Source organism: Sorangium sp. So ce128 (genome assembly GCF_051525245.1).
GTDB classification, from domain to species: Bacteria; Myxococcota_A; Polyangia; order Polyangiales; family Polyangiaceae; genus Sorangium; species Sorangium cellulosum_B.
The window spans coordinates 8,388,048-8,414,586 of sequence record NZ_CP150313.1; the positions used below are offsets into that span (position 1 = coordinate 8,388,048).

General features: G+C 72.4%; 19 protein-coding genes and 1 other RNA gene. 10 read left to right on the forward strand and 10 right to left on the reverse strand.

Annotation, left to right across the window (positions count from 1 at the left end; translation table 11 throughout):
- Window positions 1–29 precede the first annotated feature (29 nt).
- Both WME82_RS31820 and WME82_RS31825 read left to right on the forward strand, forming a co-directional pair.
- A complete protein-coding gene (locus WME82_RS31820) occupies window positions 30–2,273 on the forward strand; it encodes a hypothetical protein (protein ID WP_438038374.1) in 2,244 nt (747 codons plus the stop codon).
- 204 nt (window positions 2,274–2,477) lie between these two features.
- Window positions 2,478–3,041, forward strand: a complete 564-nt coding sequence (locus WME82_RS31825; RefSeq protein ID WP_438038375.1) for a hemerythrin domain-containing protein — start codon at window positions 2,478–2,480, stop codon at window positions 3,039–3,041.
- Between the two features lie 56 nt (window positions 3,042–3,097).
- On the opposite strand, the gene WME82_RS31830 is transcribed toward WME82_RS31825, so the two are convergent.
- On the reverse strand, window positions 3,098–4,279 hold the full coding sequence (locus WME82_RS31830; protein ID WP_438038376.1) for a hypothetical protein: 1,182 nt from the start codon (window positions 4,277–4,279) through the stop codon (window positions 3,098–3,100).
- Between the two features lie 73 nt (window positions 4,280–4,352).
- Between WME82_RS31830 and WME82_RS31835 the strand changes: the two genes are divergently transcribed.
- Complete coding sequence (locus tag WME82_RS31835; RefSeq protein WP_438038377.1) at window positions 4,353–4,658, forward strand: PilZ domain-containing protein; 306 nt, start codon at window positions 4,353–4,355, stop codon at window positions 4,656–4,658.
- 170 nt (window positions 4,659–4,828) lie between these two features.
- On the opposite strand, the gene WME82_RS31840 is transcribed toward WME82_RS31835, so the two are convergent.
- The 3 genes from WME82_RS31840 to WME82_RS31850 all read right to left on the reverse strand — a co-directional run bounded on the left by WME82_RS31840 (window position 4,829) and on the right by WME82_RS31850 (window position 7,816).
- Complete coding sequence (locus WME82_RS31840; protein WP_438038378.1) at window positions 4,829–6,103, reverse strand: FecR domain-containing protein; 1,275 nt, start codon at window positions 6,101–6,103, stop codon at window positions 4,829–4,831.
- Window positions 6,100–7,074, reverse strand: a complete 975-nt coding sequence (locus WME82_RS31845) for an RNA polymerase sigma factor (protein WP_438038379.1) — start codon at window positions 7,072–7,074, stop codon at window positions 6,100–6,102. Before WME82_RS31845 ends, WME82_RS31840 begins: the two co-directional genes overlap by 4 nt.
- 304 nt (window positions 7,075–7,378) lie before the next feature.
- Window positions 7,379–7,816 (reverse strand): hypothetical protein, encoded by a 438-nt coding sequence (locus WME82_RS31850; protein ID WP_438038380.1) that lies wholly within the window; start codon window positions 7,814–7,816, stop codon window positions 7,379–7,381.
- A 58-nt stretch (window positions 7,817–7,874) separates the two neighbouring features.
- Between WME82_RS31850 and WME82_RS31855 the strand changes: the two genes are divergently transcribed.
- A complete protein-coding gene (locus tag WME82_RS31855) occupies window positions 7,875–8,726 on the forward strand; it encodes a purine-nucleoside phosphorylase (RefSeq protein WP_438038381.1) in 852 nt (283 codons plus the stop codon).
- A complete protein-coding gene (cdd, locus tag WME82_RS31860) occupies window positions 8,723–9,187 on the forward strand; it encodes a cytidine deaminase (RefSeq protein WP_438038382.1) in 465 nt (154 codons plus the stop codon). The genes WME82_RS31855 and cdd overlap by 4 nt, the downstream gene beginning before the upstream one ends.
- Before the next feature lie 34 nt (window positions 9,188–9,221).
- Here the strand turns inward: cdd and WME82_RS31865 are convergent, their stop codons facing one another.
- Together WME82_RS31865 and WME82_RS31870 are read right to left on the reverse strand one after the other, a co-directional pair.
- The gene (locus WME82_RS31865) at window positions 9,222–12,521 is read right to left on the reverse strand and encodes a response regulator (protein ID WP_438038383.1); all 3,300 of its coding nucleotides are present in this window, start codon (window positions 12,519–12,521) and stop codon (window positions 9,222–9,224) included.
- A gap of 230 nt (window positions 12,522–12,751) precedes the next feature.
- Window positions 12,752–13,876, reverse strand: a complete 1,125-nt coding sequence (locus WME82_RS31870; RefSeq protein ID WP_438038384.1) for a 6-phosphofructokinase — start codon at window positions 13,874–13,876, stop codon at window positions 12,752–12,754.
- Between the two features lie 315 nt (window positions 13,877–14,191).
- Between WME82_RS31870 and WME82_RS31875 the strand changes: the two genes are divergently transcribed.
- Window positions 14,192–15,421: a lysylphosphatidylglycerol synthase transmembrane domain-containing protein gene (locus WME82_RS31875; RefSeq protein ID WP_438038385.1), complete on the forward strand. Its 1,230-nt coding sequence runs from the start codon at window positions 14,192–14,194 to the stop codon at window positions 15,419–15,421.
- Between the two features lie 96 nt (window positions 15,422–15,517).
- Here WME82_RS31875 and WME82_RS31880 read toward each other — a convergent pair whose 3' ends face one another.
- Window positions 15,518–17,002 carry a Do family serine endopeptidase gene (locus WME82_RS31880; RefSeq protein ID WP_437740262.1) on the reverse strand — a complete coding sequence of 495 codons (1,485 nt, stop codon included), beginning with the start codon at window positions 17,000–17,002 and terminating at the stop codon, window positions 15,518–15,520.
- Between the two features lie 261 nt (window positions 17,003–17,263).
- Here WME82_RS31880 and proC point away from each other — a divergent pair, with 261 nt between their 5' ends.
- Window positions 17,264–18,121: a pyrroline-5-carboxylate reductase gene (gene proC / locus WME82_RS31885; RefSeq protein WP_438038386.1), complete on the forward strand. Its 858-nt coding sequence runs from the start codon at window positions 17,264–17,266 to the stop codon at window positions 18,119–18,121.
- Window positions 18,122–18,293: 172 nt separating this feature from the next.
- Window positions 18,294–18,758, forward strand: an RNA gene (gene rnpB / locus WME82_RS31890) — RNase P RNA component class A.
- A 66-nt stretch (window positions 18,759–18,824) separates the two neighbouring features.
- Here rnpB and WME82_RS31895 read toward each other — a convergent pair.
- Both WME82_RS31895 and erpA read right to left on the reverse strand, forming a co-directional pair.
- A complete protein-coding gene (locus WME82_RS31895; RefSeq protein WP_012238497.1) occupies window positions 18,825–19,676 on the reverse strand; it encodes a sigma-70 family RNA polymerase sigma factor in 852 nt (283 codons plus the stop codon).
- A gap of 457 nt (window positions 19,677–20,133) precedes the next feature.
- The gene (erpA, locus tag WME82_RS31900) at window positions 20,134–20,457 is read right to left on the reverse strand and encodes an iron-sulfur cluster insertion protein ErpA (protein WP_437740264.1); all 324 of its coding nucleotides are present in this window, start codon (window positions 20,455–20,457) and stop codon (window positions 20,134–20,136) included.
- Between the two features lie 599 nt (window positions 20,458–21,056).
- Between erpA and metH the strand changes: the two genes are divergently transcribed.
- Entirely contained in the window at window positions 21,057–24,824 is a 3,768-nt protein-coding gene (gene metH / locus WME82_RS31905) for a methionine synthase (protein WP_438038387.1), read from the forward strand.
- Between the two features lie 117 nt (window positions 24,825–24,941).
- Window positions 24,942–25,748 (forward strand): class I SAM-dependent methyltransferase, encoded by an 807-nt coding sequence (locus tag WME82_RS31910; protein WP_437851177.1) that lies wholly within the window; start codon window positions 24,942–24,944, stop codon window positions 25,746–25,748.
- A gap of 13 nt (window positions 25,749–25,761) precedes the next feature.
- On the opposite strand, the gene WME82_RS31915 is transcribed toward WME82_RS31910, so the two are convergent.
- Window positions 25,762–26,466 carry a glutathione S-transferase family protein gene (locus WME82_RS31915; protein WP_437851179.1) on the reverse strand — a complete coding sequence of 235 codons (705 nt, stop codon included), beginning with the start codon at window positions 26,464–26,466 and terminating at the stop codon, window positions 25,762–25,764.
- Window positions 26,467–26,539 lie beyond the last annotated feature (73 nt).

Below are 26,539 nucleotides of genomic sequence, written 5' to 3' on the forward strand. Positions count from 1 at the left end.
CACGCTCCCCCCGTGTACACTGGCTCGCAATGTCGCTGCCGCCCCTGTTCCCTCGGCGCCGTCTCGCTCGGGGTCTCGCCGCGCTCGCCCTCGCGCTCTCTCCCGTCGCCTGCGGGGCCTCTGGCTCGCCGGGGGCGAAGGGGCCGCCAGGCGCCGAGGGCCGCGTCGCTGCCGTCGAGGTCCGCGACGCCGATTTCTCTGCCAGCCTGTTCGCGATCGTGCGCGACGGCAAGCAGAGCCCGCAGCGCACGGGCCTGCTCATCGGCGTGGTCCGCAGGCAGCTCGCGCACGCCGCCGGGCGCTTCAACGCAGGGCAGCCCGATCGGGCCGTCGAGAGCGTCCTGGGCGCGCTGGCCCTCGTCCGTCCCGGCGAGGGGCGCGCCGAGATGATCGACGCCGTGGGCGAGCGCGCCATCGCCGGCGCGATCGAGCGGCTCAGCCCGCGCGGCGACGAGGGGCGGGTGCGGGCCCTCATGGAGATCCGCTCCGCCGCGCTGCCGAGCGGGAGCCGGGCCCGCGCCGAGAGCGACGAGCACCTCGCCGCGCTCGAGCAGTGGATGAAGGAGACGCGCACCGGCGGGCCGCTCGAGCAGCTCGGCGCGGATCAGCGCGCGGCCGTCTCGCGCGCCCTCGTCGACGGCCGCGCGGAGTCGATCCAGCGCGCGGCCGCCGCCACCGTGGCGTGGATCGATCGGGCGATCGAGTTCAACATCGAGTACCGGCAGGGCGGCGCGAGGCCGGAGCGCGAGGAGGCGGTCGAGGCGGCGCGCGCGCTCGAGTCGGGCGGCGCGAGCCTGGCGGCGCTGTTCCTCCGCTTCGGCGACGCGAAGGGCGCGATCGATCAGATCGACCGCACGAGCGTGCGCCGGGTGATCCCGCCCGGCCTGTACCAGCGGCTCAAGGCCGCCGCCTCCGACGACGACGCGGTCTCGTGGCAGGCGCTCGCCGCCGCCTTCGCGCAGCACGAGGCGCAGGAGCGCGACGCCGAGACCGGGATGCGGCAGGATCTGCTCGACGGGGCGATCTGGGGCGCGGCCCTCGAGGCCTACCGGCGCGACCCGCAGAACTACGACAGCGCCACGCTCCTCTCCCAGGTGATGATCCGCCTCGGCATGTCCGAGGCGACGCCGCTCGTGATCGCCGGCGCGCTCGGCGACCGGCCGAGCCCGGGCGCGCTCGGGGCCGCGCTCGGGCTCGTGCTGAGCGCGCTCTCGGAGGAGGCGTCGAACGACGATTTCGACGCGGCCCGGCGCACCTACAACGCGGCGGGGCCGCTGCTCGTGCTCGCCGATCGCGCGGCGCGCGGCGGCGGCGCGCTCGATCCGTCAGGCGCCCGCGTCCGTTCTCTCATGGCGTCGCTCGAGCTGCGCGCCGGCAACCTCGTGGCCGCGCTGCCGCTGCTCCGCGCGGCGACGGCGGCCGAGCCGACGGTCAACGGGCTCACGGTGCTCGCGATGGCCGAGCGGCAGTCCGGCGAGCACCAGGCGGCGCTCGAGGACGTGCGGCGCGCGCTGGGAGCGCCGGACGCGCGCAGCGCGCCGCTCGAGATCATCCAGGCGCACCTGCTCGCCTTCGAGCTCCACCGCGACGCTGGCACGCAGGACCGGGCGAAGGAGTCGCTCGACGCCGCGCTCGCCGCCGCGCTCGACACCCGGCAGCGCGCCCGGGATCCCGGCGCCAAGGCGCGGACGGAGCGGCTGCTCGGGCGCATCCTCGACGGCTATGGCGACGAGAAGGGCGCGACCCGGGCGTACGATCGGGCGTTCGCCCTGGTGGCGGCCGAGCCGCCGCAGCTCGGCGCCACGATGCTCGACGCCGTGGGGCGCGCGCTCGTGGAGCGCGATCTCCCCGCCGCGCGACGGGCGCTGAAGCGCGGCCTCGAGGCGAACGTGGACGAGGACGATCTCATCTACGGCGGGCTCTGGGTCCTGCTGCTGGAGCGCGCCCTCGGCGTCGCGACCGACGGCACCGCGGGTCGCGCGCTGGACAGCGCGACGAGCCGCGCGTCCTGGACGGGAAAGCTCGCGGCCTGGGCGAACGGTGGGCTCAACGACGCGGATCTCGGCAGGCTCGCCCGGAGCGCGGCGCAGCGGGTGGAGGCGCAATTTTACACCGCGATGGCCAGGAAGGCGGCGGGTGATGCCGGCGCGGACGAGCGGCTCCGCGCGGTGTCGAAGAGCCCCGTGATCGACCTGCTCGAGGTGCACCTCGCGCGCGAGATGCTGGCGCCCGCGCTGCACCTCGATCTGCCCCGCAACGCGGGCCTTCCGTAACGCGCCAGCGATCCCGCGCGGGATGACCGGCGCCGGAGGTGCGATACGGTCTCCGCTGGTCAGGTGGCGAGTTGGTCGGATGACCAGCGCGCGAAACGCGCGACGCGGAGCGCGCGACGCGGAGCGCGCGACGCGGAGCGCCAATCGCGCGCGGAAGGAATAAAGGGCTTCCACGCGTGCGCCTTGTCGTTCGATCATCGATGAATGTCCGATGACCGGATCGATCCGCTCGAGAAGCTCGCCGCCGCTCACCGGAGCCTGGAAGAGAACCTGAACGATCTCGCGCGCGCCGCGCGCGCGCTCAGCGATCCCCGCGGGCGCGCCGCCGCGCTCGAGGGTCTCTCCAGCGTGGTGTCCTACTTCGAGCGGTCGATGAGCCGGCATCGCGAGGACGAGGAGCGCTCGCTGTACCCGCGGCTCGCGGTGCTCGAGGCGATCGCGCCGACCCTCGAGCGCCTCCGGCAGGAGCACAAGGCGCAACAGCGCGCGCTCGATGCGCTGCGCGCCGCGATCGACAGAGACGGCGGCCCCGAGGCCGTGGAGACGATCCCCCAGCTCATCGAGGACCTGCGCGCTGCGCACCAGCGCCATGTGGAGAGCGAGGAGCAGGAGGTATATCCGGCCGCTCGCCGGTTCCTGCAGGCCTCGGCCAAGCAGGGGATCTGGAACGAGATGGAGACGCGCCGAGGGCGCGGCGGGCAAGGCAACCCGGCCAAGGGCATCAGCGGGCGCCCATACCGCCCCGGCGGGATACGCAGGGGCCCGTAGGCCCTCCCCGGGGGATGCGGGCGCGACCGATCGGCGCGGCCGACGGGAGACCGTTCCTAGAATTGCTCCTCGCGCGCGCGCTCGAGCGCGGCGCGCAGGTAGTTTTGCGCTCGAAGCGTGTACGCCCCGTCGGGGTGCTGGTCCAGGTGGCTGCGGAATGCCTCCGCCGATTGCATGAAGCTCCCCAGCCGATAGAGCGTGACACCGCGGGCGAGGTGCCTGGGATAGGAGGGGTCGAGCGCGGCGAGCTCGTCAATCTTCTTCAGGCGATACTGCTCCTCGGCGCGCCGCGCCTCCGCTGCGCGGAGCGCGGCCGCGGGTGCGCGCGGCCCCGACCCACCCGCCTGCGCAAGGCGCGCCGCCGTCTCCTCGTCGGGAGGAGCCGGGAGGGTCTGCGCGCTCCTCGCGGCGACGAGCGGGTGCGCGAGCAAGAACTTGAACAGCGCGCGCTCCTCGTCGAGCGCCGGGGCGAACGGATCTCGCTGGACGCCGACGATGGCGCTCCAGCGCTTCTTGAAGAGCACACCGAGCGCGACGCCATCCATGGCGACGCGGCGGGCTCCCTCCCCGCCGCCGCGCGGCGCCGCGTCCCCCTGCCCCAGCCAGGCGTTTCGGCGGAGCAGCCCGAGGAAATCGCCGCCGAGCTCGCGGAGCTCGTCGGACTCCTCGCCGGTCGCCTCGAAGCGGCGCACCTCGCGGACGAACGCTCTCAGCTGGTAGGCGCGCAGCCGGAGCACCGCCTCGTCCCCCTGGGCGAGCGCGCGGCCCATGGCGTCGATCACGCGCGCGCGCGCGGCGAGGAGCTCGGCCTCGGTGTGATCCGCGTCGGCGTCCACGAGCCCGAACGCGCGGACGGCGGAGCCGAGCTCGCGCACCTCGGCGTCGAGCCCGAGCTCCTCGGCCTCGCGGGCGCGCGTGATGTCCGCGTCTCGCACGCGCGCGAGGGTTCGCGCGTCGGCGAGCGGCAGCGGCAGCTCGGCCGGCTCGACCGACCGCGGCACAGCGAGGATCGCCGCGGACCCCGCGATGAACACGGCCACGAGCCCCGGCTCCCAGCCCTCGAGGTGCCGCTTCCAGCCGCGGCGCGCCCCCGCGTCGGCCCTCGTGGACGACGCGATCGCGACCGCGGGGGTGCTGCTGCCGCTGTTGTTCGATCGGCTCGAGCGACTCGAGCCACTCGAAGAAGAACTCGAGCGCGGCTCCCGGCGCTTGACAGCGACGCTCTCGGCTCGCGACATTGATCGTCTCCTCTGCGCTCCAGAATACCCCACGCGGCGCGCCTCAGCGCCGCGCAGCTAGCCAGCGAGGAACGTGCGAGATCACCGGAAGCACCCGCGCAAGCAAATCGAGCTCTCGATCGCGTTCCGGATCGGTGACGGCCCGCGCGTCGACGCCATATGCCGCGACCTCAGCCTCGGCGGGATGTTCATCGAGACGAGCTCGCCGGCTCCCTTCGGCGCGACCGTCGAGGTGCTGCTGTCCCTGCAAGGACTGAAGCAGGTCGCCGTGATCCCGTCGGTGGTGCGATGGACCACCCCTGAGGGGATGGGGGTACAGTTCAGCATGATGGGCGCGCGAGAAACCTTCGCGCTCACGCAGCTCCTCGGCTCCCTCTAAAGCGGCGGTCACCCGCACAGGAAGAGCGGCGGTCACCCGCACAGGAAGAGCGGCGGTCACCCGCACAGGAGACGGGTCCAGATCGGCGTTTTCGGCGCGCAAGCGCACTCCGGTGCGCTGAGCACCGAAAACGTCGAGATGGGCCCGTATCCGAAGCGGGTGACCGCCGCTCAGTCGTCGATGGTCAGGGGGATGTCGAGCTGCCTCGAGCCTCCCGCGAAGCGCCCTCGGTAGAGGCCCTCGGCGCAAGCCTGCAGCGCCGGCCGGAGCGGCGGGTTGAAGCGCAGGGCGGCGACGCTGCCGTCGGGGCGCACGGAGACGTGCAGCGTCGAGACGATCGATCGGCGGACCGAGGACCTGCCGCCCGCGCTCTCGCGCGCGAAGCAGCTCGACAGCAGCGACTGCACGGAGGCCGGCGTGAGCGCCGGCGGGCCAGACGCCTCCTGCGCCTCCGGGACCGGCGGCGCGGCGGCGGCCGGGGGCTCGGTCGTCAGCGGCGACAGCAGCGCAGTCGGCTCAGCGACCGCAGGGGCGGCGGGCTCCTCCGCGCGAGCCACGATCGCCGGGGCCAGAGCGGCTCCGCCCGGCGGACGCGCGCCGACGGACGGCTGGGGCGGAGCGGGTGCAGGCTCCGGCGCCGGCGACGCGACCGCGGCGGCGCCTTCCTTCGGCGCGGGGCGCTCGAGGAGGCGCGCCTCGCGGCCGCCGTCGAGCGAGAAGGTGCCGCGCGACGGGCCAACGAGGAGGTGCGCGGTGGTCGCGCCGCGGTACGCCGCAGGGCCGACCGCGACCGTGCCGTGCTCCACGTCGACCTCCACGCGGCCCTCCAGACGGGTCACGGTGAAGAGCGTGCCGTGCACCGCGACGCGGGTGCCGTCCACCTCGACGGCGAACGCCTCGACGAGCCCCTCCTCGGGCGCACGCGTGACGACGTCGGCGCGCACCGAGCCCCGCTCGAGCGAGATCACGTGGCCGACCCCTGCCGCGCCCACGGCGCGCACGACGGCGCGGCTGTCCGGCAGGAGCGTCCAGCGCACCGAGCCGACATCGACGAAAGAGACCGCGTGGTCCGCGGTCTCGACGGAGTCGCCGGGCCGGAGGGCGCGGAAGTCCAGGTCGCCGGACGCCCGGTCGCCGCCGGCTGCCACGGGGACCTCGGCGAGATCGCGGGCGCGCGGCGGCGTCGACGTCGCCGTGACGGGCGGGGCGGAGCGCCCGGCCGCGAGGACCGCGAACGCGATGGCCGCCGCCGCCGCCGCGAACCCGAGCGCGCGCCCGAGCGGCGAGCGCTGCTGCGGCGCGGCGCGGTGGACCGGAGCGGCCCGCTCGATCCGCGCGAACAGCTCGCGCTCGATGGTCTCCCAGCGCGGCTCGGGCGGCTGCTCGGCGCGGAGCAACCGCTCCATGTGCTCGCGTGCCCGGTCGTAGTGCTTTGCGCCGCTCATGCGTCCTCCGCGTCGACAGCCGATGGATCCGCCGCGGGGTATCCCACGGCGGCGCCCCCCACGGAAACGCGCGTGCGCGCCGCTGCCGGCCCGGCGCCATCCGCCTTGTCCGCGCCGCCCTCGGCCAGCTCGGCGGCGAGCTGGGCGAGCGCGGGCTCGGCGCGCATCATCGCCTCGATCTCGCGGCGCGCATAGAACAGGCGCGTCCGCACCGTCAGGACCGGCGCGCCGACGATCTCCGCGATCTCGTTCGGCGGGATCCCCTCGAGCTCGTGCAGGACGTAGACGACCCGCTTCTTCTCGGGGAGGCGCTCCAGCACCCGCCGAAAGGCGTCGATCCTGCGAGCGCGAGCGGCGTCCTCGTCCGGGAGCATGCCGCGGTCCACCTCGATATCGGCGCCGAGCTCGCCCACGAACACCGGCCGGCAGCGCGCAGCGCGCCGCGCCATCAGCACGGCATTGACCGTCACCCGGTGGAGCCACGTCGTGAACTTCGATTGCCCGCGGAAGTCACCCAGGCTCCGGTGCACCTGGATGAACACCTCCTGGATGACGTCCTCGACGTCGGCCGTCGGCCCGAGCATCCTGAAGACGAGGCGCGCGACGTCGCGGCGGTAGCGGCGGAAGATCTCCGCGAACGCCGTCGGGTCACCGCTCTGGAAGCGGCGGATCCACTCGCCCACGTCGTCGGGCTCGGTCACCTGCGGAAGCCTACCCGCCCCCTCGGCGCTCATGGAGCTCGACGGAGAGACGAGGAGCGCCGGACGACGAGAGCGGTCACCGCCCGCGAACGCGACGTCGAGCGGCGCGTGGGCGTCTCTGGCAGCGCACTCGGGCAGGTCGTCGTCACGGCCGTCCGGCGCAGCCGCGTCAGCAGGGAAGAACGACCGCGAGAGGTGCGCCCACAGCGCCCCCGTCTCGACCGCCACGGTATGCACGGAGAGCTCTGGTGCGCCGAGCCGCCGGATCATTCATGGCGCCGCACGGCTGCTCCACAAGGGCAGCGGTTACGCCGAACGCAGAAAAGTTGTTCCTTGAGCCACATTGGCGCGACCTTCCGGCGCATGATCTTCATCGCCGTATCGCTGACCGTGGCCCTCGTCGCCGCCGACCTGCTCGATCTGGGCTCCCGCCGCCGCGATCGCGTGTAGCGAGCGCCTTCAGCCCCTGACAAAAAGGGGCCCGGCTGGAGCCCGCGTCGGCCTCAGGCCGACGAGCGCTCCAGCCGGGCGAGTCGAGGAGATCGCGGCGCCGTCCGGGTCGTCCCCGTCGGCTTCAGCCCGCGGCCTCGGCCCCCGCCGCGCCGCCCTTTTTGGGCAGCTCGAAGAGCGCCGACAGCTCGACCTTCTCCTGCTTCTTCTGCTCTAGGACCCGGTTGACCGCGCGAAGAACGCGCGTCTTCGCGGGGCCGCTGATCGCCTTGCCCTGCAGCGCGGCGCTCAGCGTGCGGTCGGTCACGGGACGACCGCTGCGCGGCTTCTTGGCGCTGGCCGCCTCCTTCTTCTTGGCGGCGTCCTCGCTGCCACGCGCCAGCCGCTTGGTCAGGCGGATCGCCCGATCCTCCGGCTGCAGCCGCTCGATCTTCACCGACGCCGCGATGATGCGGCGGGGGTCGATCTTCTTTTCCTTCAAGAAATCTTCGATCTTGGTGCCCATCGTCGTCACTTGCCCCGAAAGGGCGGCGACCCTATCACGCGCCGCGCCGCCGTGCATCTGCGACGTTTACGCTGCGACGTTTACCCTTTGCGCCGCCCTGGGGTAGCTTGTCACGGTGACCCTCCTGCCTGAGCTCGACGAAGCCGCGCGCGTTATTCGTGAACGAATTCCAGCGCCTCCGCGCGTTGGTGTGGTGCTCGGATCGGGGCTCGGCGGCTGGGGCGACGAGCTCGCCGAGCTCGTGAAGGTGCCCTACGCGGACATCCCCGGCATGCCCCGGCCGGCCGTCGCCGGGCACCCCGGCTTCCTCTGCGCCGGCCGCGTCGGGGACGTGCAGGTCGCCTGCCTTCAGGGGCGCGCGCACCTCTACGAGGGGCACCCGCTGGCGAAGGTGGTGTTCGGCGTGCGGGTGCTCGCCCGGCTCGGCTGTCGCGCCGTGCTCCTGACCAACGCGGCCGGCGGCATCAACCCGGGGTTCGCCGCCGGCGACCTCATGCTGCTCACCGATCACCTGAACCTGATGGGAGCGAACCCGCTGGTCGGGCCGAACGACGAGGCGCTCGGCAAGCGCTTCCCCGACATGACCTACGCGCACGACCCCAGGCTGATCGAGCTCGCGAAGACTGCGGCGAGCGACGCGGGCGTCGCCCTGCGCGAGGGGGTCTACGCCGCGCTGCTCGGACCGACGTACGAGACGCCCGCCGAGATCCGGATGCTGCGCACGCTCGGGGCCGATGCGGTCGGGATGAGCACCGTCCCGGAGATCATCGCGCTCAGGCACATGGGCGTGCCCGCCGCGGCCATCTCGTGCGTCACGAACCTCGCCGCGGGGCTGACCAAGCGCGAGCTCGACCACAAGGAGGTCGAGGAGACCGCCCGGGAGGCGCGCGCCCGGTTCACGGCGCTGCTCTCGACGTGGGTCCGCCGCGTCGGCGCCGACGTCGCGGCCGGGAGCACGGCGTCGTGAGCCGCCCTCCGCGCGACGCCGGCGACGCGCTCGCCTCGGCTGAAGCGGCGCAGGCGATCGACTGGGGCGCGCTCGACCAGGCCGCCCTCGCCGTCCGGACGCGGGCGCACGCGCCGTACTCCAGCTACCGGGTGGGCGCGGCGATCCTCGTGCGATCCGGCCGCGTGTTCACCGGCTGCAACGTCGAGAACGCCTCGTACGGGCTCACCATCTGCGCAGAGCGCTCCGCCATCGTGCAGATGGTCGCGGCCGGCGAGCGCGATCCGATCGCGCTCACCGTCGCCACCAGCGGGCCCGTGCTCGGCAGCCCGTGCGGTATGTGCCGGCAAACCCTCGCCGAGTTCGCCGTGGATTTCCCGATCCGCCTCATCGCCGCCGAGGCCGACGGCGTGGCGCCGCGGACCACCTCGCTGTCGGCGCTGCTCCCCGAGGCGTTCGGGGCGGCCGCGCTCTCGCGCTGATCGCCCCGAGCGCCCTCCAGGGAGCGCCGAGGGCTCACTCGATCGAGAGCGCCTCGGCTTGATCGATCTGCGACAGCGCCGCGGCGAGCGCCTCCCGCGCGCGCTCGAGCGAGACGCGGTCCTCACCCCACTTCGAGCGTGCCTTCTGCAGGCGGGCGCGCTCGACGGCCAGCTGCTCGGTGAGCTGCTCGCCGTGCGCCCGCAGGGTGTCGCGCTCCTCGGTCCGCTGCGCGAGCTGAGCGCCGAGCTCGCTCCCACGCCGCTCGGCCTCGGCGAGCCGGCCCTGGAGCGCCTCGATGGATTGCGCCCGCTCGGCGAGCTCACCCAGCAAGCGCTCGCGCTCCGCGGCAGCCGCGGAGAGCTCGCCCGCGCGCTGCTCCAGCTGCCGATCGAGCTCCTGCGTCCGGGCCTCGAGGTCCGCGATCTGGCTGCGCGCTTGCCCGAGCTCCGTGGAGAGCCCGCGGGCGACCTCGTCCAGCTCGCGCCGCTGCGCCGCCCAGGCGGCCTCCCGCTCGGCGGTCTCGGCCTGGTGCGCCGCGCGCGCGTCGGCGAGCGCCTGCGCGTGCGCGGCCTCGAGCTGCGCCTGCCGCTCGGCGGCGCGCGCCTCGAGCTCGACCACCCGCTTCGCGTGGGCCTGCTCGGCGTCGCGGACGGCCTGCTCGCGCTCCTCGATGAGCTCGCGCTCCCGCGCCGCGAGCTGCGTTGCGAAGCTCTCGCGCGCGGCCGCGAGCGCCCTCGCGTGCTCCTCCGTCTGCTGCGCGATCGCCCGCGCATGCTCCTCGGCCTGCCCCTCGAGGGCGCGCGCGTGCTCGGTCTGGAGGCGTTGCAGCGCGCCCGCGTGCTCGCGATCCCGCCGTCCGATCTCGTCCGCGTGCTCGCTCCGGAGCCCCTCGACGGCGCTCGCGTGCTCGCCCCGCAGCGACTCCAGCGCGGACGCGTGCTCGCCCCGCAGCGACTCCAGCGCGGACGCGTGCGCGGCCTGCTGCTTCTCGATCGCGGCGGCGTGCTCGTCGCGCGCCCCCTGGAGCGCGGCGGCGTGCTCCGCCTGAGCGCGCTCCAGGGCGGCGGCGTGCTCGCTTCGCGCCGTGTCCAGCGCAGCGGCGTGCTCCCGGTCGCGCCGCTCCGCCGCGGCTTCGTGCTCACGCCGCAGCGCCTCGACGGCGGCCTCGTGCTCGCGCCTCGACGCGTCGAGCGCCCCGGCGTGCTCGGCCCGCAGCCCCTCCATGGCGGCGGCGTGCTCGGATTTCGCCCCCTCCGCCGCCGCCGCATGCTCGGCCCGGAGGCGGTCCAGCGCCGTGGCGTGCTCGCCGGCCAGCTTCTCGATGGCGCCGGCGTGCTCGCCGGTCAGCTTCTCGATGGCGCCGGCGTGCTCGCCGATCAGCTTCTCGATGGCGCCGGCATGCTCGCCGGTCAGCTTCTCGACGGCGGCGCGGTGCTCGGCGGCCTGCTGCTCGCGCCGGGCGGCGTGCTCGGCGTTGAGCCGCTCCACCTCCGCCCGGTGCCCCGCGGCCGCCTGCTCGAAGCGCTCGCGCTCCACCTGCGCGCTCTCCTCGAGCTCGCGCTGCGCCGAGGCCTCGACGGCGGCGATCGCTTGCGTCTTCTCGTCCGCCGCCGCGCGCAGCGCCTCCGTGTGCGCCGCCTCCGCGTCCATCAGCGCCTGCCGGGCCGACGAGAGATCGGCGTCGCGGGCCGCGATCTGCCCCTGCAGCTTCTCCGCGCGCGCCTTGAAGTCGTCCGCGCGCTTCGCGGCGAGCTCCTTGTCCGCGCGGAGCGACGCGACCTGTCCGTCGAGGTCCTCGCTCGCGCGCTCGAGCTCCAGGATCCTGTCGACCTGATCGGCCTTCTCTCGCTCGAGCGACAGCGACTGATCCCGGAGCTCCAGCAGCTCCTTGTCCTTGCGCGACATCTGGTCGCGGAGCGCGAGGATCTCTTTGTCCTTCTTGTTGAGCGCCTCGCGCAGATCCAGGAACTCGCGGCTCGACACGCCGCCGGGCCTGGAGCCGGCGCCGGCGCCGGACGCGAGCTTCACCTTGAGCTCGTCCAGCTCGCGCCGCAGGCGGGCCGCCTCCTGGCTGCCGTCGTTCGTCGAGGAGAGCTCTCCCTCGAGGCGGAGCGAGGTCGCGCGCGCAGCCGCGACTTCCTTGGTGAGGCGGACGATCTCTCCCTTGGACCTGTCCAGGTCGCCACGCAGGCGCTCGATCTCGGCCGCGTCGGCGTCGGAGCGAGGCGGCGCGGGCGGCGCAGGGGTCAGCCGCCCGCGCTCGGAGATCGGAGCCCGGTACGCGGCACCGCGCTCGGAGACCGGAGCCCGGTACGCGGCACCGCGCTCGGAGACCGGCGCCCGGTACGCGGCCACCGGCGACGAGCTCACGGGCGGCGGCGCCGAGGCCGGCACGGGCGTCTTCGTGGGCGCCAGCGTCCGAGACGACGGCGCGACCGAGGGCCTGACGTCGGTGCGCTCCTCCTCCTCGTCGCGGATCAGCCGGGTGAACGCGCCGCCGATGAACTCCTCGATGTCCTCGTCCGACTTGCGGGCGTCCGACCGCGCCGCGGCGCCCTGCGGAGGCCTCGGCGGAGCTGACGCCCGGGCACGATCCTGCGCAGCGGCGGCAGGGGGCGCCGACGGCACGGCAGACGGTGTGGCGGCAGACGGCGGCACCGCGGACGTCGGCCGCGGCGCGGGGGGCGGCGGCACCGCGGACGTCGGCCTCGGCGCGGGGGGCGGCGGCACCGCGGACGGCGTGGCGGCGGCGGCAGGCGGCGGCGGCGCCGCGGACGGCGGCCTCGGCACTGGCGGCGGGACCGACGGCGCAACGGCGGGCGGAGGCGCGACGCTCCCGGGCGTGCCGTCCGAGCCCACGGCGGCCGTGATGATCGTGGGATCGCCGGAGTCCTCGTCGATGTCGGCCTCGAGCACCTCGGCCTCATCGATCATGATCGGATCGGCCTCCGCGTCGTCCCCGTCGATCGGGACGTAGTTGCGGATGTGCTCGAGGAGCTCGCCGAACGCGATCGGCTTGTGGATGTAGTCCTCCGCGCGCGTCCTGAGCTTGCGGTGCTGCTCGAACGTCTCTTCGCTCGACTCGCTCGACATGATGACGAGCGGGACGTCCTTGAGCTGCACGTCCTTCTTGAGCTTGTTGCAGACCGAGAAGCCGTTCATGCGCGGCAGCTCGATCGACAGCAGGATGAGGTCGGGGCGCTCGGCCGCTGCCGCCTGCAGGCCGACGTTGCCGTCGTCGACCACCTGAACGGTGCAGCCGAGGCGGCCCAATTCCGTGCGGAGCTCCCCGGCAAACGCCGGATCGCTCTCAAATACGAGGACTTTCGTCATGTTCCGGGGTGTGCGCGGGTTCGGAGGGGAAACCAAGATATCGGCCCCCTTCAACGAGTGTCAAACACGAGGCTGGCAGCGCAGCTCAGATCGCGCGGCCGCCGTCCGCCTGCCAATCCTGCCGACGGGGCGCCGAGCGGAAATCGCCCGGTCCGGGGGCGATACCGCACAACCCTACATAACTCTCGCCGAGGAGCAGGGAGACAGCGGAAGACCCGCGCGCTCGCCGATCAGGGCGCGACGAAGTGGCCGGGCGCCTCGTCTCCAAAGCACAGCCCCATCTCACGGGCGGTGACGACCGTGTCCGAGTCGAGCGGCACCGTCTTCGTCTTGCCGGCGACCTCCTCGAGGGGGACGAGCTCGATCCGGTTCGAGCGCAGCGCCACCATCCCGCTGCCGCAGTCCTCGACGAGGCACCGCGCCGCGGCCGCGCCGAAGCGGAGGGCGAGCAAGCGATCCGCCGTCGTGGGTCCGCCGCCCCGCTGGAGGTGGCCGAGCACCATCGAGCGCGCTTCCTTGCCGGTGCGGGCCGCGAGCTCCTTGGCCACGCGCTCGGCCACGCCCCCGAGCACGGCGGTGCGGCGGAACGCGTCGCCCGCGTCCTTGATGATCAGCTCACCCCCTTGCGCATACGCCCCCTCGGCCGCCACGACGATGGAGAAGCGGCGCCCGCGCGACTCCCGCAGGCGGATCTTCTCGGCGATCGCGTCGAACCGGAACGGGATCTCCGGCATCAGGATGGCGTCGGCTCCGCCGGCGATCCCGGCGTTGAGCGCGATCCAGCCCGCGTGCCGCCCCATCACCTCCACGACCATGATCCGCTCGTGCGCCTCGGTCGTGGTGTGGAGCCGGTCGAGCGCCTCGGTCGCGATGGAGACCGCCGTGTCGAAGCCGAACGTGAGGTCCGTGCAGCAGACGTCGTTGTCGATCGTCTTCGGTACGCCGATGACGAGGGGCAGCCCGCGCTGGAGCAGCTGGTGCGCGATCCACATGGATCCGTCTCCGCCCACCGAGATGAGCGCGTCGAACCCCTCCGCGCGAAACCGCCGCACGAGATCCTCGGATCGATCCCGGGGGACGAGCCCGTGCTCGCCAGGCGTCGGGTAATGGAACGGATCGCCGCGGTTCGCGGTGCCCAGGATGGTGCCCCCGAGGTGCGCGATGCCCCGGACCCGCTCGCGATCCAGGCGGATGAGCCCATCCGGATCGTCGTCGAGCAACCCGCGGTACCCTTGCCGGATCCCCCAGACCTCCCAGCCACGCTCGAGCGCGCCGAGCGTGGCCGCGCGGATCACAGCGTTGAGCCCCGGCGCGTCGCCTCCGCCGGTACTGATAGCGATCTTTCGTGCCGCCATGAGGCTCGCAGCATCGCGAGCCGCCCCCGGCGACGCAATAGACATCTCCTCGACCTGGCCTCGAAAGGCACGGATGCGCGTCGCCATTCGACGGAGCGACGGCGGCGAACGCGGCGCGCTGGACGAGCCCGGGGGACGCGGCGAGCGAGGAGCGCCTGCGCGAAGCGGCCTTCGCACCCGACGCGCGTGCGCCGTGTGGTCGGGGCCGCCACGGGAGGGGTGTCGATCCGGAGGAGCGCAGGCATGACGGTCGCGAGCGCCGGCGACAGGGTATAGGGGCGTGCGCATGCGATCACCCCGGCTGCGTGCCCCTGTATGAACCGCGCCACCCTGATCCGAGGCATCCAGGTCATCGTCACGCTCACGCTCGCGTCGTTCGCTTACGTCCTCTACAGCGAGATCCACGACAAGCAGGCGAGCCTCGCCGCCGCGTTCGCGCACGTGCGCCCGGGCTGGCTGCTCGTCGGCGCCGTGCTGGCGCTGCAAGAGGGGGTGTTCGGAGGCCTCAGGATCTGGACCCTCGGGCGCGTCCTCTGGCCCGAGCTCCGCGTCCGTACCGCGGTGACCTCGGAGTTCGTGCTGATGTTCTGCGCCGGGGTGACCCCCGGACAGGCCGGCGCGGCGCCGTCGCAGGCCGCCGTGCTCGTGCACGGCGGCATGCGGCTCGTCGACGTGGCCACGGCGGAGCTGCTCACCGCCTCGTGCACGATCACCTTCTTCCTCCTGTCTGCCGTGGTCATCTTCGTGCTGCAGCAGGGCGGGATGCTGGTCGTGCAGGCGGGCTCGCAGATCGAGTGGCTGCTCCTCTTCACCGTCGTGATGTTCGGCTCGGCCCTCGTCGCGCTCATCGCCGCGGCGGCGTACCCGCCGCTCCTCAAGGGGATCGTCCGCGCGCTGTCGGTGCCGCTCGGGAAGCTCCTGCGCGCCGCCCTGCTGGGCGTCCGGCGCGTGCCCCGGCTGCGGGCCCGCGCCGAGGCCGCGCTCGCCGCCCCCGGCGCCACGACCGCGCGCCTGCTGCTGGGCGTGGACGAGTTCCACCACGGCTTCCGCATCTACATGCGCCGCGGCAAGCGCGCCTACGCCGCCGCGCTGCTGCTCACGTTCGGCTTCTTCTGCTCGCGGTTCGCCGTCGCCTACTTCATCCTGCTCGGGCTCGGCATTCCGACCTCGCCGTCGACGTTCGTCTCGGTAGGCCCGCCGATCGTGCAGGTCGTCCTGATCCAGACGCTGCTCAACTTCGCGCTCTACATGACCCCCACGCCCGGCGCGAGCGGCGTCGCCGAGCTCGGCTCGAACGCGCTCATGTCGCCCTGGGTCCACGGCGCGTTCGTGGTGCCCTACGTCGTCCTCTGGCGGGTGCTCACCCTGTTCCTCTGCATGTTCGTCGGGGGGGTCTACGTCTTCCGCTACCTCGGCACCGACGTGCTCGAGGAGCGCGTGAAGCAGACGGAGGCGGAGAAGCGCGCGCTCGCGGAGGCGGCGCGCGCCGCGAAGGCGCCGCTGGGTGGAGAGGACACCACCGATCGGCAGCAAGGCGTGGGGTGACGCGGGAATGGGGTGACGCGGGAATGGGGTGGCGCGGTCGGCGCGGCTGGCGCAGGGCGGCTCGCGCCAGCCGCGAAAGCCACGCCCGGCGCAGGATCAGCGCGCGGAGATCGGCACGGCCGCGAACTGGACGAGCTTCCCACGCCGCACCTTGAGGAGGGCGACGGACCCGTCCTTGAGCTTGGCGATGGCCGCCCGGAGGCCCGCGACGTCCTTCACCGGGGCGCCGTTCACCTCGAGGATCACGTCGCCCACCTCGATCTCCTGGACCTTGCTGCCCGAGGCGAGCCCGTCGACCCGCACGCCGCCGCCCGGGGCCTCGGAGACCTGGATGCCGAGCTTCTCGGCGCTCAGCTGGCGCTCGGGCCGCGCGCCCTGGCTCGGCCGCGCGCGGCCCGCCGCGTCGCCCTCCTCGTCCTGGAGCGCGTCCAGCTTGGCCACGACCTGTTGCTGCTTCTGGGCGCGCACCAGCGTCACCGCGATCTCCGAGCCGGGCGCGTTGCGCGCCACGTTGCGCCGCAGCTCCTCGGCGTGGTGGATGGGGACGCCGTTCACGTTCACGATCACGTCGCCCGGCTTGATGCCGGCGCGCGCGGCCGCGCCGCCCGGCTCGACCTCGGCGACGAGCGCGCCCCGAGGCCCGTCGAGCTGGAGCGCCGCGGCGAGATCGCGCGTGACGGGCTGGAACAGGAGGCCGAGCTTGCCGCGCTCGACGAAGCCCTTCTCGCGGAGCTGCGGGAGCACGTCCTTCAGCGCGTCGATCGGGATCGCGAAGCCGATCCCGTTCGCGCCCGCCCGGATCGCGGTGTTGATGCCCACGACCTCGCCCCGCCAGTTGAACAGCGGGCCGCCGCTGTTGCCCGGGTTGATCGACGCGTCGGTCTGGATGAAGTCGTCGTACGGCCCCGCGCCGATCGCGCGCGCCTTCGCGCTGACGATGCCGAGCGTGACCGTGTGGCCGAGCCCGAAGGGGTTGCCGACCGCGAGCACGTGCTCGCCGACCCGCAGCTGCTCGCTCGCCCCGAGCGGCGCCACAGGCAGGCCGCTCGCGCCCTTCAGGCGGAGGAGCGCGAGATCGAGCTTGGGATCGCGGCCGACGACCTCGGCCTCGAACTCCCGCTCGTCGGCGAGCCGCACGCGGACGCCGGACGCGTCGTGGATGACGTGCTCGTTCGTCACGACGTAGCCGCTCGGGTCGATGATGAAGCCGGTCCCGAGCGCCGTCTGCGTCGGCTGCTGGCCCCGCGGGTTGAGCCGTCCGCCGCCTTGCGGACCGAAGAAGAACTGGAAGGGGTCGAGCCCTTCGGGCCCCTGGACCTCATGCGTCGTCGTGATGTTGACGACCATCGGCTTGACCCGATCTGACAGGGCGGCGACATCGAAGGTGGCCGGCACCGGCGCCGTCGCCGGCGGGAGCGTCACGGTCGCGACCGGCGGCGCCGCGGCCTGCGGCGAGGCGGCGGCCTGGGTGGAAGGAGGCGTGGCGTGGGCCTGTTGACCGCAACCGCCGATGGCCAGCGCCGCCGCCGTGAGCAGCGCGAGGGCCGAAGCGCGAGGGCGATAGGAAACCGCTTGAATCATGAAATCTCCGTCGGGCAGTCGAAGGGTCCCGTCCTGCCATCGACGAACATGGGACCGACTGCGTTCATTCCGCCGCACCAATAACGCCGCAGGCTCGGCTGACAAGAGTGATCGCCTCGGTCCGGGCGAGCGGGCCCCGCGCCTGTCTGCACGTCCATGGCGGCACGCGCGGCACGCAGCCGCGCGGCGGTGTCCGTCGAGATTTGAGCCGCGCGCTCGGCAAGGCTGCTAGGGTGCGCGCTCCTGGAAGCGAGGCGAGCGATGGCGAGCGATGAGGGTCTGCTGCGAGGGCGCAAGATCGGGTTTCTTGGCGGCGGAAACATGGCCGAGGCGCTCATCCGCGGCCTCGTCCAGGGGGGCGCCGTGGGCGCGGAGCAGATCCGCGCGAGCGATCTCAAGAGCGAGCGGCTCTCCTTTCTCCACGGGCGCTACGGCATCGAGACCACCGAGGACAACGAGGCGCTCTGCCGGTGGGCCGACGTCCTCGTCATCGCCGTCAAGCCGCAGATCGTCGATCGCATCCTCGCTCCCATCTCGTCGGGGCTCGGCCGCTCGGACGTCGTGATCTCGGTTGCGGCCGGCGTGCCGATCGACGCCATCGAGGCGCGCCTGCCCGAGGGAGCGCGCGTCATCCGCAGCATGCCGAACACCGCGGCGATCGCGCTCGCCGGCGCCACGGCGATCGCCGCCGGGAGCCACGCCACGAGCGAGGACGTCGAGATCGCGCGGACCCTGTTCCAGGCGGTCGGCCGCGTCGTCGTGCTCGACGAGTCGCTGCTCGACGCGGTGACCGGCCTGTCGGGCAGCGGCCCCGCCTACGTCATGGTGATGATCGAGGCGCTCGCGGACGGCGGCGTGAAGGTCGGCCTCGGCCGGGACACGGCGCTGCTGCTCGCGGCGCAGACGGTGTACGGCGCCGCCAAGCTCCAGCTCGAGACCGGCGAGCACCCCGGCCGCCTGAAGGACATGGTGACGAGCCCCGGCGGCACGGCCATCGCGGGGCTCCACACGCTCGAGGCAGGCGGCCTCCGCCGCACCTTGATCGACGCGGTGGAGGCGGCGTCCAACCGCTCGGCCGAGCTGGGCGCCCAGATGGCGCAGAAGCTCCGCCGCACCTGAGCCTGACCAAGGAGCGGGCCTGTCCCCGAATGCTGACCACGAGCAGGGGAGCAACAGCGCCACCGCCGGAGCTTGGCTTTGAAAGGACAAGACACTCCACGGCATGCAGTCGCGCCCGTTCTCCGACCTCAGTGTTGGCGTTCGGCCGGCTCTTGACTATGTTCGCCGCGTCGCAGCGGGACAGGCGATCGCCGGCGGACGGGGAAACCCGGCCGCGGGAGGAAAGTCCGAGCTCCGCAGGGCAGGGTGCCGGGTAACGCCCGGTGAGAGCGATCTCGAGGAAAGTGCAACAGAGAACAGACCGCCGCGCCGCGCGCTTCGCGAGGGCAACGAGCCTCCTGCCCGGATGGGCTGGGCTCCGAGCCTCCGCTGGCTCGCCGCGCGGCAAGGGTGAAACGGCGGGGTAAGAGCCCACCGCGCCCTTGGCAACAAGGGTGGCACGGCAAACCCCACCTGGAGCAAGGCCGCGTAGGGAGGCGTCCGCGACGGCGACAGCCGCCGCGGCAAGGGTTGCCCGCCCCAGGCCTCCGGGTTGGCTGCTTGAGGCGCGCGGCGACGCGCGTCCTAGAGGAATGATCGCCGGCGCGAGGGGGGCGACTCCCCGCGCAACAGAACTCGGCTTACGTCTCCTGCGACCACGAAGCTCCGCCCCGGCGGGGCTTCGTGCTTTTGTGCTCGCCCGCCGCTCACCTGTGGCAAGTCGCTACGCCGCCAGCGGCTGGAGCCGGTCGCGCAGCTTCTTCTTGGCGCGCGCCTCGAGCTGCCGAGCCCGCTCGCGCGACACGCCCAGGCGACGCCCGATCTCGGCGAGCGACAGCTCCTCCTCGGGATCCGCCATCATCCGGGTCTCGACGATGTACCGCTCGCGCGGGTCCAGGTTCTCCACCGCCTGCGTCAGCCGCTCCCGGAGCAGGGCCCCCTCCTCCGCGCGCGAGAAGCGCTCCTCCTGGTCCTGATCATCCGCGGGCAGCGTGTCGACCAGCGACCGGGCGCCGTCCTCGAACACCTTCGTGTCGAGCGAGACGTCCCGGGCCTCCAGCCGGTGAGCCATCTCCAGCACCTTCTCCGCGGGCGCGCCGAACTTCTCGGCCAGCAGCCGATCCCCCTCCTCCCCCTCGCCCACGAGGCCCGCGATGCGCGCCCGTTCCCGCCGCAACCGGAAGAACATCTTCGAGCGGAGCGGGCCCGAGCCCACGCCGACCAGGCTCCAGGAGTGGATGACGTGGTTCAGAATGTACGCCCGGATCCAGTAGGCCGCGTAGGTCACGAAGCGGTTTCCGCGGTCCGGGTCGTACTTGCGGATCGCGTGGACGATCCCGAAGTTCCCCTCGGCGATGAGGTCGGCGAGCGGGATCCCGTAACGCCGGTAGCTGATCGCTATCGAGACAACATGCCTCAGGTTTGCGAGCGCGAGCGCCGCTGCGGCCTGCTCGTCGCCGTGGTCCCGCCACCGTCGAGCGAGCTCGACTTCTTCCTCGCGCGACAGCTCCGGGATCTGCCGAACATGCGTGATGTAGCGCGAAACCGCGCTGGCCTGATCTCGGGACGTTTGCACAGGGTTTCCTTCGAGGTCCGAAGACCCCGGTTCGGTTGGTGAGGCCGGCCGACGCCGGACCCCGTCTCCTGCTGTCGAGGTCGGCCGGGGCCGGACCTCGATCGCGTTGATCGCTTCGCCGGCACTTGCCGCCGACGTGGTTGGTTCGAGATTCCGAAGAGAGCAGCCCACCCAGGCTGCGATGCAGCTGGCATGCCGCCCCGGGCGGGCAGCTTGTACACCATGGCTGCGAAGCGCTGGCGCACGCGCCTCAGGCGCGCCCGAGCGAGGGACGAGCCAAACCGAAGGCGCTAGAGAGCCAGGAAGGCCGCGATGCTCCGGGCAGACGCGCTCACGCGGCCCGTGTGCATCTCGCGTAGGCCGCTCGAGGGACGAGCGGCGCGAGCCAGGACGGAAGCGACGCCCGCGAAGAGAGCGGGCGCCCGATCAGAGGGGAATCTGACGGAAACGAACGGAATCAGACGGAGAACGAGGAGCCGCAGCCGCAGGTGCTCTTCACCGACGGGTTGCTGAACTTGAAGCCCGAGCCGTGGAGGCCTTCCACGTAGTCAATCTCCGTGCCGTCCAGGTACTGGAAGCTCAGCGGGTCGATGTAGAGCTTGATTCCCCTGTCCTCGAACTCCTCGTCGAACTCCGTCGGCTTGTCCTCGAAGTACAGGTCGTACGAGAAGCCGGCGCACCCACCGCCCACGACGCGCAGGCGCAACCCCTGCCCCATCAGCTCCTCCGCTGTCGCGATCTCCATCACCTTCTCGGCTGCCTTCTCTGTGATCGTGATCATCCTGGAATCTCCTCTGCGTGCTTTGTCGGCGGGGGACGGCAGGTCCTGTCTCGGGGGGCGTTCGCCCCGCAGCAAGGCGAACCGTGCGGTGAGCCCGGCCGGCCGTGCCCTGGGGTGGGGTGCTCAGGGCTCGCCAAAGATACGCACCTTCAGCGATGTCCGCCAGTGCCTCAGCCGGAGCGGCGTCAGGCGGCGCCCTGGCCGCCCGTTCGTCCATGGATGACCACCAGCTCGCCGCTCGCCCGGCGCGCGCCCTGCTGCCAGTGCGCCCAGACGCGACCACCCGGTCGGCCATCCAGCAGCATCGCGCAGCGTGCACAGCAGCGTGCACAGATGAGCCCGCGGCAGGGACCGCCGCCATCGCCCGCTCGCAGCCGACGCTTGACACCGGCAGGCAGGCCCGGCAGTTTTCAATCCGTTAATCCGGATTGAGATATCAAATGCCTCGGTCCATGTCCGCCGCGTGAGACCGGCCTCGACCGTCCCCTGGACCGCAAGCCGGGCGACGACGGGCCCCGGGCCGCCCAGCCCTCGCGGCAGAACGGCTGCCCTGCGGCCGCAGCGCCCACGGGAAAGAAGCCCAGGAGATGAGCAGAGCCATGAACGGAAGCGAACGCCCCGCGCGCCTCGAGGAGATCCTCGAACACCGGATCCTGTGCCTCGACGGCGCGATGGGTACGATGATCCAGCGCTACCGCCTGGACGAGGCCGACTACCGCGGCGAGCGCTTCCGCGACCACGCGATCGATCTCAAGGGCAACAGCGATCTCCTCGTGCTGACGCGGCCGGACGTCATCGCCGAGATCCACGGCGCGTACCTCGACGCCGGCGCCGACATCATCGAGACGAACACCTTCACGGGCACCTCGATCGCCCAGGCCGACTACCGGCTCGAGTCGCTCGCCTACGAGATCAACCTGACCGCGGCCCAGATCGCCCGGAAGGCGGCCGACGCGTGGACGGCGCGCACGCCCGGCAAGCCGCGCTTCGTCGCGGGCGCGATGGGGCCGACGCCGAAGACGCTGTCGATCTCGCCGAGCGTGAACGACCCGTCGTTCCGCGCCGTCGGCTTCGACGAGCTGCGGCGCGCGTTCGCGGAGCAGGTGCGCGGGCTCGTCGACGGGGGGGTCGACGTGATCCTCGCGGAGACGTTCCTCGACACGCTGAACATGAAGGCGTGCCTCGTCGCGATGGAGGAGGTCTTCGCGGAGAAGGGGCGGCGCCTGCCGATCCTGCTCAGCGTGACGATCACCGACAGGAGCGGCAGGACGCTCTCCGGCCAGACGATCGACGCCTTCTGGACGAGCGTGGAGCACGCGAGCCCGCTCAGCGTCGGCCTCAACTGCGCCCTCGGCGCGAGCGACATGCGGCCCTACCTCGTGGATCTCGCGAAGCTCGCCCGGGCGCGGGTGAGCTGCTACCCGAACGCGGGCCTCCCCAACGCGTTCGGCGAGTACGACGAGCTCCCGGAGACGACGTCGCGGCTGCTCGCGGAGTTCGCGGAGAGCGGGCTCGTGAACATCGTCGGCGGCTGCTGCGGGACGACGCCGGATCACATCCGCGCGATCGCGCGGGCGACGGCGGAGCTCCGGCCGCGGCCCGTGCCCGCGGAGCGCGACGGCTTCGGGCGCTTCGCCGGCCTGGAGACGCTCGTCATCCGACCCGACACGAACTTCCTGATGATCGGCGAGCGGACCAACGTGACCGGCTCGGCCCGGTTCATGGAGCTCATCAAGAAGGGCGACTTCACGACCGCGCTGGAGGTGGCGCTCGATCAGGTGCGCGGCGGGGCGAACCTCCTCGACGTGAACATGGACGAGGGCATGCTCGACTCCGAGCAGGCGATGACGACCTTCCTGAACCTCGTCGCCACCGAGCCCGAGATCGCCCGCATCCCGATCATGGTCGACAGCTCGAGGTGGTCGGTCATCGAGGCGGGGCTCAAGTGCATCCAGGGCAAGGGGATCGTCAACTCGATAAGCCTCAAGGAGGGGCCCGAGGACTTCCTCGAGAAGGCGCGCGCCGTGCGGCGCTACGGGGCGGGGGTCGTGGTGATGGCCTTCGACGAGATCGGCCAGGCCGAGACGGTGGAGCGCAAGGTCGCGATCTGCCAGCGCGCGTACAGGCTGCTCACCGAGGAGGCGGGCTTCGATCCGCAGGACATCGTCTTCGACCCGAACATCCTCGCGATCGCGACCGGCATCGAGGAGCACAGCGACTTCGCGAAGAGCTTCATCGAGGCGACGCGGATCATCAAGGCGACCTGCCCGGGGGCGCGCGTGAGCGGCGGCGTGTCGAACCTGTCGTTCTCGTTCCGCGGGAACAACGTCGTCCGCGAGGCGATGCACTCGGCCTTCCTGTTCCACGCGATCCGGGCCGGAATGGACATGGGCATCGTGAACGCGGGGCAGCTCGCGGTCTACGAGGACATCCCGAGGGATCTGCTCGAGCGGGTGGAGGACGTCCTCTTCAACCGGCGCCCGGACGCGACCGAGCGGCTCGTCGAGCTCGCCGAGCAGGTGAAGGGCAAGGGCAAGAAGAAGGAGCTCGACCTCGCCTGGCGCGACGGCCCGGTCGAGGAGCGGCTCTCGCACGCGCTCGTGAGGGGGCTCGTCGACTTCATCGAGGCGGACGTGGAGGAGGCGCGGAGGAAGTACGAGAGGCCGCTCTCCATCATCGAGGGGCCGCTGATGGACGGGATGAAGGTCGTCGGCGAGCTGTTCGGCGCCGGGAAGATGTTCCTGCCGCAGGTGGTGAAGAGCGCCCGCGTGATGAAGCGCGCCGTCGCGCACCTGCTGCCGTTCATGGAGGCCGACAAGGCCGCCGGGGGCTCGTCGTCGCAGGGGAAGGTCGTGATGGCGACCGTGAAGGGCGACGTGCACGACATCGGCAAGAACATCGTGGGCGTGGTGCTCGGGTGCAACAACTACGAGGTGATCGACCTCGGCGTGATGGTGCACCAGGACAGGATCCTGGAGGCGGCGCTGCGCGAGGAGGCCGACATGATCGGGCTGAGCGGCCTCATCACGCCGTCGCTCGACGAGATGGTCAGCGTGGCGCGCGAGATGGAGCGGCGCGGAATCCGGCTGCCGCTGCTCATCGGCGGGGCGACGACGAGCCGGCAGCACACGGCGGTGAAGATCGCGCCGGAGTTCAGCGGGACGGTGGTGCACGTGCTCGACGCGTCGCGGGCCGTGGGCGTGGTGTCGAGCCTGCTCGATCGGGCGAACCGGCCAGCCTTCGACGCGCAGAACCGGGAGGAGCAGCGCCGGCTGCGCGAGCTCTTCGCGAGGAAGCGGGCGAAGCCGCTCGTGACGCTCGCCGCGGCGGACGGGGGGCGGCTCGAGATCGCGTGGCGGCCCGAGGACATCGCGAGGCCGTCGTTCACGGGGCGCCGCGTGGTGGAGGTGCCGCTCTCGGAGGTCGCGAGGTACATCGACTGGACGTTCTTCTTCACCGCGTGGGAGCTCAGGGGGCCGTTCCCGCAGATCCTGGAGCACCCGCAGTACGGCGAGGCGGCGCGCGAGCTGTTCGATCACGCGCAGAAGGTGCTGCAGCGGATCATCGAGGGTCGCCTGCTCGAGGCGCGGGGCGTCTACGGCTTCTGGCCGGCGAGCGGCGAGCAGCGGGACATCGTGCTCTACGCGGACGAGGAGAGGGAGCGGGAGCTCGTCCGGTTCAACATGCTGCGCCAGCAGCAGGTGAAGGGGCAGGGCGGCGCCGAGGAGGACGGAGACGGCGGCGACAAGGCCGCGGGCGGGGTGAGGCCGCACCTGTCGCTGGCCGACTTCGTGGCGCCGCGGGAGCGCGGGCTCGCCGATCACGTCGGCGCGTTCGCGGTGACGGCGGGGCTCGGGCTCGACGAGATCGTGCGCGCGTACGAGAAGGACAAGGACGATTACAGCGCGATCATCGCGAAGGCGCTGGCGGACCGGCTCGCGGAGGCGTTCGCCGAGCTGCTCCACGAGCGCGCGCGCAAGGACTGGGGGTACGGCGCGGGAGAGGCGCTGACGAGCGAGGAGCTCATCGAGGAGAAGTACCGGGGGATCCGGCCGGCGTTCGGGTACCCGGCGTGCCCGGATCACACCGAGAAGCGCAAGCTGTTCGCGCTGCTCGACGCGCCGTCGGTCGGCATCGAGCTGACGGAGAGCTGCGCGATGACGCCGGCGGCGAGCGTCAGCGGCATCTACCTGGCGCACCCGAAGGCGCGGTATTTCATGGTGGGGCGCCTCGGCAGGGATCAGGTCGCGGACTACGCGAAGCGCAAGGGGATGACGGTCGAGGAGGTGGAACGGTGGCTGTCGCCGAACCTGGGGTATGACCCGAAGGCGGCTGTCGAGGGGGAGAGCGCCGTCGTGGCGGCGTGACGGCGGACGGAAGCGGTGATGTGCCCAGGAGCGCACATTGCGGCGCAGGGACGGCGTCCGAGCGCGGCAGCGATCCGACGCAGACCGCGCGACGAACGTTGTGATAACAAGTTCCCCATGTCCGAAGCCGACTGGTTTGCGCTGAACCGCGCCGCCTGGAACGCGCGCACCCGCGTGCACCTGGCGTCCAAATTCTACGATCTGGCCTCGTTCCGGGCCGGCGCGAGCTCTCTCAAGCCGATCGAGCTCGAGCAGGTCGGCGATGTGCGCGGAAAGACGCTCCTCCACCTGCAGTGCCATTTCGGGCAGGACACGCTCTCCTGGGCGCGGCTTGGCGCCCGCGTCACCGGGCTGGACCTCTCCGACGAGGCCATCACGGCGGCGCGCGCGCTGGCGCAGGAGCTCTCGGTGGACGCGCGCTTCGTCGAGGCCAACGTCTACGACGCCCCCGAGGCCCTCGGCGGCGAGACGTTCGATATCGTCTTCACCTCGTACGGCGTCCTCGGGTGGCTCCCGGACATGACGCGCTGGGCGCGCGCGGCCGCGGCGTGCCTGAAGCCCGGGGGCGTCCTGCACGTCGTCGAGTTCCACCCCCTCGTGTGGATCTTCGACAATGCATTCGAGCAGATCGCCTATGCCTACGATGGGCACGGGGAGCCGATCGTCACCGAGGAGACAGGCACGTACGCCGACAGGAGCGCGCCCGTGACGCTGAAAGAGGTCGGCTTCAACCACGGGATCGGGACGGTGGTGTCGGCGCTCCTCGACGCGGGCCTCACGCTGGAGCGCCTGCGCGAGCTCGACTGGTCCCCCTACGACATCTTTCCGGACATGGTGGAAGGACCGCCAGGGCAGTTCCGCATGAAGAAGTTCGAGCGCCGACTGCCGCTCGTCTATGCGCTCGCGGCGCGACGGCGCGTCTGAGAGCGGGGCGCCCTCAGGCGGCGATCGCGTTCAGCGGGCTCGTCCGGCCGAGGCCGCCGTAGAGGTCCTGGACGCGGCCGAGCCACACGAGGAGGGGATCGTCGGCTTTGAGGAAGGGGGCGGTGGCGATCGACCCCACCCAGAGCAGGAAGCCCGCGACGATGTAGTCCGCATAGCCAGGGTTCGCCCCCGCGAGGAACGGCGCGCCCCCCTTGAGCGTGAACCGGACCGAATCGAAGCCGGCGCGCGCCGCGTCGAGCCGCTCCGCGCGCCCGCTGGCCAGCTCCTCCAGCGTGGAGCCGAGCAGCTTCTCCCGGGTCTGCCGGAAGTAGGCGCGATCTCGCTCGTGGGCGTGGTCGTGGATGTCCTTCACATAACTCATCAGAAGCGACCTGCCGGCGCTCACGAACAGGCTGGCCTCGACGAAGCGGCAGAGCTCGCGCTCGGCCGGCGAGGCGAAGAGACGCGGTCGGTCGGGATACGCCTTGTCGAGGTGGTCCGCGATCGCCCAGGAGTCGGAGACGGTCTTTCCGCCATCGTCGATGATCGGCACGGTCTTGTGCGCGCCGCCCTCGATCGCTGGGATGTCCGTGAGCCCGACCGGCACGGTGTCGAACGAAAGGCCCTTGTGGGCCAGCGCGTACTTGATCCGCCAGCAAAAGGGGCTCGGCCGGCGGTCGTCCCGCACCTGGAGATCGTAGAGTCGGATCGCTGTCATGGCGGCGGCCATCTTCCGGTCGGGCTGCGCGCCGCGGCAAGCCCCTCGCACGCTCAGGGCGCCGTCGTCCCCC

What these genes read in the sequence shown, in the direction of transcription:
- WME82_RS31820 (WP_438038374.1), top strand. Translation starts at nt 30, where the DNA reads ATGTCGCTGCCGCCCCTGTTCCCTCGGCGCCGTCTCGCTCGGGGTCTC.
- WME82_RS31825 (WP_438038375.1), top strand. Translation starts at nt 2,478, where the DNA reads ATGTCCGATGACCGGATCGATCCGCTCGAGAAGCTCGCCGCCGCTCAC.
- WME82_RS31830 (WP_438038376.1), bottom strand. Translation starts at nt 4,279, where the DNA reads ATGTCGCGAGCCGAGAGCGTCGCTGTCAAGCGCCGGGAGCCGCGCTCG.
- WME82_RS31840 (WP_438038378.1), bottom strand. Translation starts at nt 6,103, where the DNA reads ATGAGCGGCGCAAAGCACTACGACCGGGCACGCGAGCACATGGAGCGG.
- WME82_RS31845 (WP_438038379.1), bottom strand. Translation starts at nt 7,074, where the DNA reads ATGATCCGGCGGCTCGGCGCACCAGAGCTCTCCGTGCATACCGTGGCG.
- WME82_RS31850 (WP_438038380.1), bottom strand. Translation starts at nt 7,816, where the DNA reads ATGCACGGCGGCGCGGCGCGTGATAGGGTCGCCGCCCTTTCGGGGCAA.
- WME82_RS31865 (WP_438038383.1), bottom strand. Translation starts at nt 12,521, where the DNA reads ATGACGAAAGTCCTCGTATTTGAGAGCGATCCGGCGTTTGCCGGGGAG.
- WME82_RS31870 (WP_438038384.1), bottom strand. Translation starts at nt 13,876, where the DNA reads ATGGCGGCACGAAAGATCGCTATCAGTACCGGCGGAGGCGACGCGCCG.
- WME82_RS31875 (WP_438038385.1), top strand. Translation starts at nt 14,192, where the DNA reads ATGAACCGCGCCACCCTGATCCGAGGCATCCAGGTCATCGTCACGCTC.
- WME82_RS31880 (WP_437740262.1), bottom strand. Translation starts at nt 17,002, where the DNA reads ATGATTCAAGCGGTTTCCTATCGCCCTCGCGCTTCGGCCCTCGCGCTG.
- proC (WP_438038386.1), top strand. Translation starts at nt 17,264, where the DNA reads ATGGCGAGCGATGAGGGTCTGCTGCGAGGGCGCAAGATCGGGTTTCTT.
- erpA (WP_437740264.1), bottom strand. Translation starts at nt 20,457, where the DNA reads ATGATCACGATCACAGAGAAGGCAGCCGAGAAGGTGATGGAGATCGCG.
- metH (WP_438038387.1), top strand. Translation starts at nt 21,057, where the DNA reads ATGAACGGAAGCGAACGCCCCGCGCGCCTCGAGGAGATCCTCGAACAC.
- WME82_RS31910 (WP_437851177.1), top strand. Translation starts at nt 24,942, where the DNA reads ATGTCCGAAGCCGACTGGTTTGCGCTGAACCGCGCCGCCTGGAACGCG.
- WME82_RS31915 (WP_437851179.1), bottom strand. Translation starts at nt 26,466, where the DNA reads ATGACAGCGATCCGACTCTACGATCTCCAGGTGCGGGACGACCGCCGG.